This is a genomic window from Nocardia sp. NPDC004604 (assembly GCF_040609795.1).
Taxonomy (GTDB): Bacteria; Actinomycetota; Actinomycetes; order Mycobacteriales; family Mycobacteriaceae; genus Nocardia.
The window spans coordinates 1-9,997 of record NZ_JBEXLC010000225.1 but is presented as its reverse complement, the minus strand read 5'-3'; the positions used below and the strand labels follow the sequence as shown (position 1 = coordinate 9,997).

At 67.0% G+C, this 9,997-nt stretch carries 10 protein-coding genes; 5 read left to right on the top strand and 5 right to left on the bottom strand.

Going from position 1 to position 9,997, the window contains the following annotated elements:
- Positions 1-102: 102 nt before the first annotated feature.
- The gene (locus tag ABZW16_RS41285; RefSeq protein ID WP_354961601.1) at positions 103-1,386 is read right to left on the bottom strand and encodes a TetR family transcriptional regulator; all 1,284 of its coding nucleotides are present in this window, start codon (positions 1,384-1,386) and stop codon (positions 103-105) included.
- A gap of 163 nt (positions 1,387-1,549) precedes the next feature.
- On the opposite strand from ABZW16_RS41285, the gene ABZW16_RS41280 reads away from it, so the two are divergent.
- Together ABZW16_RS41280 and ABZW16_RS41275 are read left to right on the top strand one after the other, a co-directional pair.
- Positions 1,550-2,353, top strand: coding sequence for an enoyl-CoA hydratase-related protein (locus tag ABZW16_RS41280; protein ID WP_354961600.1), 804 nt, complete (start codon positions 1,550-1,552; stop codon positions 2,351-2,353).
- 89 nt (positions 2,354-2,442) lie between these two features.
- Positions 2,443-3,471 carry an SDR family oxidoreductase gene (locus tag ABZW16_RS41275; protein ID WP_354961599.1) on the top strand — a complete coding sequence of 343 codons (1,029 nt, stop codon included), beginning with the start codon at positions 2,443-2,445 and terminating at the stop codon, positions 3,469-3,471.
- Here ABZW16_RS41275 and ABZW16_RS41270 read toward each other — a convergent pair.
- A complete protein-coding gene (locus ABZW16_RS41270) occupies positions 3,468-3,824 on the bottom strand; it encodes a helix-turn-helix domain-containing protein (protein WP_354961598.1) in 357 nt (118 codons plus the stop codon). The genes ABZW16_RS41275 and ABZW16_RS41270 overlap by 4 nt on opposite strands.
- 109 nt (positions 3,825-3,933) lie before the next feature.
- On the opposite strand from ABZW16_RS41270, the gene ABZW16_RS41265 reads away from it, so the two are divergent.
- Both ABZW16_RS41265 and ABZW16_RS41260 read left to right on the top strand, forming a co-directional pair.
- Complete coding sequence (locus ABZW16_RS41265; RefSeq protein ID WP_354961597.1) at positions 3,934-4,863, top strand: zinc-binding dehydrogenase; 930 nt, start codon at positions 3,934-3,936, stop codon at positions 4,861-4,863.
- Positions 4,864-4,873: 10 nt separating this feature from the next.
- Positions 4,874-5,281, top strand: a complete 408-nt coding sequence (locus tag ABZW16_RS41260) for a nuclear transport factor 2 family protein (RefSeq protein ID WP_354961596.1) — start codon at positions 4,874-4,876, stop codon at positions 5,279-5,281.
- Here the strand turns inward: ABZW16_RS41260 and ABZW16_RS41255 are convergent.
- From ABZW16_RS41255 to ABZW16_RS41245, 3 genes are all read right to left on the bottom strand, one after another.
- Positions 5,278-6,516 carry an Nramp family divalent metal transporter gene (locus ABZW16_RS41255; protein ID WP_354961603.1) on the bottom strand — a complete coding sequence of 413 codons (1,239 nt, stop codon included), beginning with the start codon at positions 6,514-6,516 and terminating at the stop codon, positions 5,278-5,280. The two genes, ABZW16_RS41260 and ABZW16_RS41255, sit on opposite strands and share 4 nt — an antisense overlap.
- A gap of 278 nt (positions 6,517-6,794) precedes the next feature.
- Complete coding sequence (locus ABZW16_RS41250; RefSeq protein WP_354961602.1) at positions 6,795-7,784, bottom strand: alpha/beta hydrolase family protein; 990 nt, start codon at positions 7,782-7,784, stop codon at positions 6,795-6,797.
- A 273-nt stretch (positions 7,785-8,057) separates the two neighbouring features.
- Positions 8,058-9,722 carry a condensation domain-containing protein gene (locus ABZW16_RS41245; protein ID WP_354961595.1) on the bottom strand — a complete coding sequence of 555 codons (1,665 nt, stop codon included), beginning with the start codon at positions 9,720-9,722 and terminating at the stop codon, positions 8,058-8,060.
- Here ABZW16_RS41245 and ABZW16_RS41240 point away from each other — a divergent pair.
- Positions 9,699-9,997: hypothetical protein (locus ABZW16_RS41240; protein ID WP_354961594.1), on the top strand; the 299-nt coding region annotated here is incomplete at its 3' end. The two genes, ABZW16_RS41245 and ABZW16_RS41240, sit on opposite strands and share 24 nt — an antisense overlap.

The window sequence follows — 9,997 nt, the reverse complement described above, 5'->3', positions numbered from 1 at the left end:
CGTCCGAGTCGTCGAAGCGCATGCGCCGCAGGCGCGAGTCTCGACGGCTCGGACGCGAGACAAAAGGGGGCCGCGAACACGCAGCGCCGCAGGCGCTGCAAATTAGACAGAGCCGAGCAGCACGGCTTCCATCAGGGCGCGCACGCGCGCGATCTGCTCGGGCCGGGAGTCGAATTTGGTCAACCGGCCGACGTCGATCACCTGACCGAGCGCGGCGTGCACGCGGAAACGCGCCTCGATCTGATCGCCGTCGAGCAGGTTGGCCCACTCCAGCACATTCTGGCGCTGGATGGCGCGCAGCTTGTGCTGTTCGGCCGGCGGCAGATTGCTGAATTCGGCGTAGTAGACCGGCATGATCTCCGGCATCGAGAAGGTGAGCCGGGCGTAGCGGTCGGCGATGCGCCGGACCGCGTCGGGGCGGCTGGTCGCCTCGGCCAGCGCCTCGGTGATCGCGATGGCCACCCGGTCACCGGTGCGATGGAAGGCGGCGGCGAGCAGATCGGCCTTGCTGGTGAAGTACCGGTAGACGCTGGAGGCATTGATGCCGACGGCCGCACCGATCTCCTCGATGCTGGCCTCGTGATACCCCTGGCGACCGAAGATCCGGATCGCCTCGGTGAGCAACTGTTCGCGTTTCGAGGTGATCGGCAGGCCGCGGGCGGCCGGTCCGGGATCGGGTTCGGTCGGCGCCGGCGGCAGCTCGGCGCGCAGGATCGACCAGCACATCTCGCGCAGCAGCGGCAGCAGCCGGGCGGTGGCCAGCGCGGTGCGATGCGAGGAGATGCCGGCGATGGCGCTGAGCACCCCAGCGGCCAGCATCGCCACATCGGCGGGCGGCGCGGTGGGGCGCAGCTGTCCGATCGGCTCGGCCAGCAGCGCGTTGAGCGCGTCGTAGACCTTCCTGATCCGGGCCCGGTCCTCGGCCTCCAGATAGCGCCGCTCCCAGCGGTACAGCCCGGCCTCGCGGCGGATGTCGATGGTGTGGTCACTGAGCGCCTTGATCAGCGCATCGAGCCTGGCCTCCGGCGCCAGGGTCGGATCGTCCGCGCCGCGCGCAACCTTCAGCAGGTGCAGTGCGCCTTCCTCGGCGGCCGCGACCAGCAACGCGTACTTGTTCGCGAAATGGCGATACAGCGCGGGCCCCGAGATACCGACCTCGGCGGCGATCTCGTCGACGCCGACCGGGTAGTACCCGCGCTCGCTGAACGCGCGCGCGGCGGCCCGGATGATCTGGACCTTGCGATCCTTCGGGCGACGCCGGACCGATGGGGCGGGTTCGGCGGCCGCCCGGGTCCCACCCGCATCGGCGCGCGCGGGATCGGGGTTGTTTCGAGCGACCCGAAAGCGATCGCCAGCGATGTCGACCTCGCTGCGATCCGCGACCATGAAACTCTCCGTTCTGCGACGGCGCCGCCGGTTGACAGCGCCCGACAAATCATCCTAAGTTAACCACAATTCGCAAAGTTAACCACCATTCATGGCCAGCCGCAGCGATTGCGGGTCGCTGGAAAAACCCAGCGCCCGCCGAATTCCAGACCAGGAGCAGCACATGAGCAACCCCGATTCCGCGACCACCACCGCGGGCTTCAGCGCCGTCCACGACGGCAAGGTGCTGCGGGTCACGATCACCAAGCCGAAGCGGAAGAACGCCATCGACTACGACACGATGGTCGCCCTCGGTGACACCTTCCTGGCCGCCGCCACGGACCGTTCGGTTCGGGTGATCGTACTGACCGGTGCGGGCGGCGATTTCTGCACGGGAGCCGATCTTGCCGCAACCGCGTCGGAAGCGCAGCGCGGCATATCGTCAGACATGGTGATGGACGCGGCCAACCGCCTCGTGAAAGCCATTGTGGACGCTCCGATTCCGGTCATCGCCCGGGTCAAGGGCGCAGCCGCCGGTGTCGGTGTCGGCCTCGCGCTCGCCGCCGATCTGGTCTATGCCGCCGAGGACTCCTACCTGCTGCTCGCCTTCGTCAATATCGGCCTGATGCCCGACGGCGGCGCGGCCACCATGGTCGCGGCGGCGGCCGGACGCGCGCTGGCCGCGGAGATGGCACTGCTCGGCGAGCGGCTGCCCGCCCCGGCGGCCAAGGCGGCCGGAATGTTCACCGCCGTGGCCCCCGAGGACGAACTCGACGCCTTGGTCGAGGCGGCGGCCGCCAAGATCGCCGCGGGCCCGCGCCGCGCGCTCGAACTCACCAAGAAGGCACTCAACGCCGCGACCCTGTCGGCACTGGACGCCTCGCTCGCCGCCGAAAAGTCCGGCCAGAGCGAACTGCTCCGGTCCCCCGACTTCGTCGAAGGCGCGACCGCCATGCTCACCAAGCGCAAGCCGGTCTTCGCGGACTGACCGCGCCGACCAGTTCGACGGGGCTCGGCAAGGCAGGCAAGTGATCCCGGGCACACCTGCGCCCGAACCAGCGACTATGTTGATCCGCTATGGCTTACCTGGTTACCGGAGCAACTGGGTTTATCGGTCGGTTTCTTGTCCCCGAGCTGCTGAAACGCGAGGGGGATATTCATGTGCTGGTACGGCCGGGCATCGATTCGGCGGACCGGTACACCTGCTGTGCCCAGGAGTGGATGGGTGAGGATCGGGTACGGCCGGTGCGCGGGGATCTCGGCGCGCCTCGGCTCGGCATCGATCCCGGCTGGCTCGCCGAGCACCGGGGCTCGATCGACCATATCTTCCATCTGGCGTCCAGTTATGACCTCACCGAGCGGGGCGGCGGCACCCGCAATGTCATCGATGTCGCCGAGGGGCTGAAGGCCGGACTGCTGCACCATATCTCGACGGTGGATGTGGCGGGCGGATTCGAGGGCCTGTTCACCGAGGACATGTTCGACGTGGGCCAGGTGCTGACCTCGCCGATGCAGCGGGCCGAATTCGAGGCCGAGCGGATCGTGCGCGAGTCCGGGATCGGCTGGCGCATCTATCGGCCCTCGATCGTGATCGGACATTCGCGCACCGGTGAGATCGACCGGATCGACGGGCCCTATTACTTCTTCCGGCTGCTGCGGATGGCCGCACAGCTGCCGAGGATCCTGCCGGTGCTGGTGCCGAAGCTGGGTGAGACCAATATGGTCCCGGTCGATTTCGTGGCCCGCGCACTGGATCACCTTGCACACCGACCCGACTCGAATACGTGCACCTATCATCTGGTCGATCCGCGGCGGCAGAGCGCCGCCGAGGCATTGAATCTGTTCGCCGATGAGGCCGGTGCGCCGCATCTGGTCGAGGTAATGCCCAAGCGCGCTCTCGAGATGCTGCTGCGCATCCCCGGAACCAACTGGTTGCTCCCCCGCGTCGGTGTGCCCCAGGATGTGTTGGAGCACAGCGAATTCAGCTGCTGGTTCGGCTGCCGCAACGCCACCACCGCGCTGGCCGGCACCGATATCAAGGTGCCGCCGCTGGCCGCCTACGCCCCGCTGATCTGGAAGTACTGGATAGAGAACTGGGTTGACTAGCCGACTGCGGCGTATTCCGCTCGGGCGGTATTGATTTCGTCGATGTGCTCGATGGCCCAGGCCCGCAGCACATCGACCGCGGCGCCGAGACTGTGGCCGAGCGGGGTGAGGGTGTATTCGACGGTGACCGGCACGGTCGGATAGACCGTGCGCGACACCATGCCGTCGCGTTCCAGACCGCGCAGGGTCTGGGTCAACATCTTCTGTGTGATGCCCTGCACCTGCCTGCGCAGCTCCGAGAAGCGCAGTGTGCCCGGTTTCAGGGCCAGCAGCACCAGTCCGGTCCAGCGTTCACCGAGCCGGTCGAAGATCGCACGGGACGGGCAGTTCAGGTTGAAGATGTCGTATGCCATGGGATCGTTGGTATCCACCAGGTACCTATACCACTAATTACTGCCTTCTTTCACCTGGAGACCAACCCTCCTAGGGTCGTTTTCATTGCAACGACCAGGAGGAATACAGATGAAAGCCCTTGCCGCGAACGGTAATCGGACCTTGGTGCGGTTCGCCGAGATCCCCGAACCCACGCCCACCGCCGACGCCGCGGTCATCCAGGTCGAGGCATTCTCGGTGAACCGCGGCGAAATCCTCGCCATGACCGGGGCCTACGGCACCCCGACCGAGCCGGGCACCGTTATGGGACAGGATGTGGTCGGCCGAGTGGTCGCGGCCGCCGCCGACGGCTCGGGGCCCGCCGTCGGAACCCGAGTGGTCGGCCATGCCGAGGGTGGCGGCTGGGCCGAGCGGGTGCCGGTGCCGACGTCCGCACTGGTCGAACTGCCCGACGCGGTGCCGACCACCACCGCGGCCGCGCTGCCGCTCGCGGGTTTGACCGCGCTACGCCTGCTCCGCCATGTCGAGGCCCCGGCGGATAAGAAGGCGCTGATCACCGGCGCATCCGGCGGGGTCGGCCACTATCTCGTCGAATTGGCAACGGCCGCAGGCATTGCGGTGACGGCGGTTGCGGCCTCCCCCGAGCGCGGCGCCCGACTGGCCGAACTCGGCGCGGCCGTTATCCATGATGTCGCCGATGCGGATGGCCCCTTCGAGGTGATCTTCGAATCGGTCGGCGGCGATGTGTTCGCGCACGCGCTTGCGCGGATCGCGCCCGGCGGCACGGTGCTGTGGTTCGGCCAGGCGAGTCTGCAACCGATCCGGCTCAGTTTCTTCGAATACCTCACGGTCAGCCCGTTCACGCTGAAGCACTTCCCACATTGGGTCGCCGATACCACCGATGCCGAAGACCTGCGCGTCCTGGTGGATCTGACGGCGCGGGGCCGCCTGCATCCGGAGATCGGTAGGGTCGCCGACTGGGCCGAAACGGCGAGCGTGCTCACCGATTTGAACAACCGCCGGATCCGCGGCAACGCGATCCTCACCATCGATGCCTGAAGGAGTGACCATGTCGAGCACCGAGCAGACCCGCGCCACGATCCTGGCCTATATCGAGGCGCTCGGATCCGGCGATGCCGAGCGCGCCGCCGCCTTTTTCACACCGGAGTCGACCTGGACCCTGTTCGGCGAGCTGCCGACCGCGCGGACCTGGACCGGACCGGAGGAGATCTTCGGGCAATTCGTCGCGCAGATGATCGAGCGGATGGATCTGTCCCAGCCGATCGGTCAGCAGGTGCGGACCGTACTGGCCGACGGCGCGCAGGCTGTCGCCGAATGGACCACCCACGCGACCACCAAGGCGGGCGAGCCGTATGTCAACAACGTGGCAATCGTCTTCCGGGTCGAGGACGGCAAAATCGCCGAAGCCCGTGAGTATTTCGATACCGGCTATGCCCAGCGCACCCTGTTCGCCTAGTTGCCCGCGACGGTCAGGTAGATCAGTGCGACATTGAGCAGGCTGATAATGAGGGCGACCAGCCAAGCCAAGCCGGTGGTGACCCGGTGGTTGACATCGTTGCCCATCAGGACCCGGTCGCTGGTGAATCGGACCAGCGGGATCAGCGCGAACGGAATGCCGAACGAGAGCACCACCTGCGAAATGATCAGCGCGCGTGTGGGATCGATGCCGACCGCCAGGATGATGATGGCCGGAACCAGCGTGACCAGACGGCGGGCCAGCAGCGGAATCTTGCGGCGCAGTAGGCCTTCCATGATCATCGCGCCCGCATACGCGCCGACCGAGGTCGATGCCAGGCCGGAGGCCAGCAGGCCGATTGCCAGCAGCAGCGCGGCAACGGGGCCGAGCGCATCGCCGACGGCGGCATGCGCACCCTCGAGGGTGTCGACATTCTCGCGGCCGCGCAGGGTGTTCGCGGCCATCAGCAGCATGGCCAGATTGACCGTGCCCGCGAGCACCATGGCCAGTCCGACGTCGTATCGGGTAATCCGCAGCAGCCGGGTGCGGATCGGCCCGACCTCGGGTTGACCGTGGCGGTCGCGGGCCAGTCCGGAGTGCAGGTAGACCGCGTGCGGCATGACGGTCGCGCCGATCATGGCGGCCGCGAGCAGCACGCTCTCCGAGCCCTGGAAGCGCGGCAGCAGCCCGCCGATGGTGCTGGGGACCGACGGCGGCGCAATCACCACGCTGGCCAGGAAGCCGATGGCAATGACGGCGAGCAGACCCGTGATCACCCGCTCGAACGGCTTCTGCCCGCGGCGGTTCTGCACCAGCAGCAGCGCCATCGAGACCACACCGGTGATCAGACCGCCGACCAGCAGCGGCAGATCGAACAGCAGCTTCAGCGCGATCGCGCCGCCGACCACCTCGGCCAGATCGGTGGCCATGGCGACGGTCTCGGCCTGGATCCAATAGGCAAGACGCACCGCGCGACTCGACTTCGACCGGACCGCCTCCGGTAGCGACATACCGGTGACCAACCCCAGCTTCGCGGACAGGAACTGCACCAGCCCGGCCATCACATTGGCCATCACGATGACCCAGACGAGCAGATAGCCGAACTCGGCGCCCGCACTGATATTCGACGCCACATTGCCGGGATCGACATAGGCGATGGCCGCTACGAATGCCGGGCCGAGCAAGACGCTGACAGATCTCGCGCGGGTTGTCGCGTTTCGCGCCGATTCAACCAGGGTTGTACTCACAGAACAGAATTTTACGGGTTCCCGAACTTTATCGTTAGTTGATCCCGCCTATCCAAACCTGCAAGCCGAACTCAGGCGCCTCGACCGCGCCGTCCGCGACCATCGGTCCGGTACGGGCCGAGTCGGCCCACAGCCGACGAGCTACCCATGTACCTGCGAAAACAGTAATAACGCGAAAACCGGACAAAAAAAGACCGACCGCCCCGATTGTGTTGTAGAACACATCGGGGCGGTCGGGTGCGATCAACTATCTCCCGGCGGCTGCCTCAGAGGCCGAGGCCGCGGGCCAGGGTGGGCCAGGACGCGTGCAGCTCGTCGTTCCAGTAGCCCCAGGAGTGGGTGCCGGAGGGGCGGAAGTTGAAGGTGGCCGGGATGCCGAGCGAATCCAGCTTGGTCTTCATGTTGTTGGTGCAGTAGTTGGTGCCCGCCTCGATGATGCCGCCGATCAGGATCTGATTGGCCAGACCGTAGGAGCCGGGGAGGGCGTACTGACCGTTCAGGGTGTCGTACGGGCCGGGCAGGCCGTTGCCGGTCGAGATGTAGAGGTCGGTACCGCGCAGACCCTCGGCGTTGACGTAGGGGTCGTTCGCCTTCCAATCCGCCGAACCGAGCGGGCCCCACATGTTCTCGACATTGCCGCCGCCCCAGGTCTCGACGGTCAGCTTGACGAACTCCGAGCCGACCGAATCACTGGTCTGGGCGCAGCCGCTGTAGGCGGCGGCGGCCTTGTACAGGCCCGGCTTGGCGATCGGCAGCGCCAGCACGGTGGTGCCCGAGGTGGACAGGCCGGCGATGGCATTGGTGCCGTTGGCGCCGAGCGCGCCGTCGATCAGCGGCGGCAGCTCCTCGGTGAAGAAGGTCTTCCACTTGTTGCGGCCGAGCGTCGGGTCGTCCTTGATCCAGTCGGTGTAGTAGCTCCACTTGCCGCCGATCGGCTGGACCACATTGACGTTCTTGTCGCCGAGGAACTTCAGCGCATCGGTCTTGGCCACCCAGGACGCGTCGTCCTCGCCGCCGCCCGCACCGTTGAGCAGGTACAGGACCGGGCGTGGAACCGAGGCGTCGGCGGGGCGCTGCACGTCGACCGGGAAGGTGCGGTCCATGGCCGCGGAGTAGACCTGCAGGCGGATGTTGCGGTCGTCCTTGTACTCGGCCTTGGTGATCTTCGAGCCGTCCGCCGAGACAGGATTCGCCAGCAGCGCCTTCGAATCCATGATCGGGTCTGCCGTCGCCGTGGATGCGCCGAAGCCGGACATGACTCCCGCGAATGCCGCGGTTGCCGCGATCACCGCCGCCGCACGTGTGCCGCGACGCCGGATCAGACTACGCATCAATTTCACACCTTCACTTCGTATCGTGATTACGGGTGGGCTTCCCCAGGCCGTCAGGGACCGTGCCAACGGCACCATGCCCGACCATACGGCCTATTTAGTCGTGACAATACTGGACATCGTTACCGCAATGTTGCTCGACCGTGTCTGAGCTGCCCGAATGTGATCATGGTCGCCCCGGTCCGCGCCCGAGCGAGGTCATCCGGCGCGCACCTGCTGACCGTGTTCGGCCAGCCCGCCGAGTGCCCGGATCCAGTGTTCGGCGAAGGTCTTGACCTCGTCACCACCGAACACCTCGGCCGCGTAGTCGAAGCGCACGAGCAGACCGTCGGCGGTGGCGTCGGCGGTGATATCGAGCAGCAGATCGGTGGCCGGTTCGTCGGTGTGCACCTGCGCCGGGCGCAGATCCCGATAGCGCAGCGCGCACCGGCCGACCGGCAGTGCATTCAGGGCGGCGGCGGTATCGGGATTCAGATAGCGCAGCAACCCGTAACCGACGCCGTAGGACGGCACCGCACCCGTCAGCCGCTTGATCTGCTGGATCGCGATACCCGCCGCATAGCCACCGACCAGAGCCTCCTCGATATCGATGCCCTCCAGCCCGATCGGCAGCGGATAGGCGGTGGTGAAGGCGCCGACGAGGGTATCGGTCTCGGCCATCCCCCGGCTGTCGGCGAGCAGGCGCACCACCGGACCGATGGCGTCGGTGACGGTTTCGCCCGCGGAGGTGATGCGCGCGATGGCCAGAGCGGTCAGCAGCACCTCGTCGACGCTTGCGCCGTGTGCGGCGGCCGCCGCGACGACGGCCGCGGTGCCCTCGGTGGTGATGGTCAGTGAGACGCGACGACGCGACCGCAGATTCTTGCCCGTGGCACCGGCCGCGGCCGCGGGGACCACGCTCAGGGTGTGGTGCCACCACGCCACTTCCTCGATCGCGGCCGGGCCACTCGCCCGCTCCGAGAGCACACCGAGCAGATCGGACAGGCCGGACTCGAGCACGGCGGGCGTCCGGTGCCTGCCGCGTGACCAGGCCAGCGACAGTTTGTCGATGATGGTGCGCCACGAGGTGTCGTCCACCACCAGACCGTTGGCCACCACCACCATGGTCGAGGGCACCTCTCGGCCGCCGACCAGGACGAAGCGGATATTGCGGCCGTGTACCGGATCCAGTTCGGTGGCCACGGCGCGCACCACATCATCGAGGGGCGGTGGGGTCTGGTCGGCGGTGTACTCCAGCTCGAGGAATGCCTCGTCGAGGCGCTGGACCTCGGCCGGAATCTCGAAGACCGGATCGGGCCCGACGCCGGAGCGGTGCAGGCGGACCCAGAGCATCGGATGCTGCTCGAGCACCGTATCGACGGCGAATTGCACCGCCTCGGGTGAGAAGCTGGGCGGGATATCGAGGGTGATGACGCGCAGTTCGGCTCCGGAGTCCAAGAGCCGCACGGCATTCGGAGTGAGCGAGAGCGGAATGGGGCTGTCGTCGGGTTCCTCGGGTCGGTGCGGGACCGCCAGTTCGAACGGGTAGTCATGTGCCGCCGTGTCGATCGAGAATGCGACGTGTTCGGATTCGGCGACCTCGGATGCCCGGTCGGCGACTTCGGTCTCGTCGTCTTCGTCGTCGAACAGGGCCGGAGCCTCGACGGTGGGCGGCAGGTCGTCGATCGTCGCCGAGTCATCGACCGGTACCGAAGCATCGACTCGTACCGGGACAAGGATCGTTGTCGGGTAGTCGTATTCGAATGCGGCCGGGGTATCGACTGATCCGGCGTATTCGCTGGCAGATCCCGCGGGCTCGTATTCGGCCGATCCCAGGCGGTCACCTTCGACCGAACCCGCATGCCCGAGTTCGGCCGATCCCACGCGCTCACGTTCGACCGATCCCACGCGGTCATGTTCAACCGACCCCGCACGCTCGTAATCGACCGACCCGACGCGCTCGTATCCGGCCGCATGCTCGCGTTCGACCGAACCCACGCGGTCACGTTCAACCGACCCCGCACGCTCGTAATCGACCGACCCCGCACGCTCACGTTCAACCGACCCCGCACGCTCACGTTCAACCGAACCTGCACGCTCGTCGTCGACCAACCCCTCATGCCCGAGTTCGACCGATCCCGAGCGGACACGTTCAACCG

Excerpts from the sequence above, each read along its gene's own strand:
- ABZW16_RS41260 (WP_354961596.1), top strand. The coding sequence starts at position 4,874 with ATGTCGAGCACCGAGCAGACCCGCGCCACGATCCTGGCCTATATCGAG.
- ABZW16_RS41275 (WP_354961599.1), top strand. The coding sequence starts at position 2,443 with ATGGCTTACCTGGTTACCGGAGCAACTGGGTTTATCGGTCGGTTTCTT.
- ABZW16_RS41265 (WP_354961597.1), top strand. The coding sequence starts at position 3,934 with ATGAAAGCCCTTGCCGCGAACGGTAATCGGACCTTGGTGCGGTTCGCC.
- ABZW16_RS41270 (WP_354961598.1), bottom strand. The coding sequence starts at position 3,824 with ATGGCATACGACATCTTCAACCTGAACTGCCCGTCCCGTGCGATCTTC.
- ABZW16_RS41285 (WP_354961601.1), bottom strand. The coding sequence starts at position 1,386 with ATGGTCGCGGATCGCAGCGAGGTCGACATCGCTGGCGATCGCTTTCGG.
- ABZW16_RS41280 (WP_354961600.1), top strand. The coding sequence starts at position 1,550 with ATGAGCAACCCCGATTCCGCGACCACCACCGCGGGCTTCAGCGCCGTC.
- ABZW16_RS41250 (WP_354961602.1), bottom strand. The coding sequence starts at position 7,784 with ATGTCCGGCTTCGGCGCATCCACGGCGACGGCAGACCCGATCATGGAT.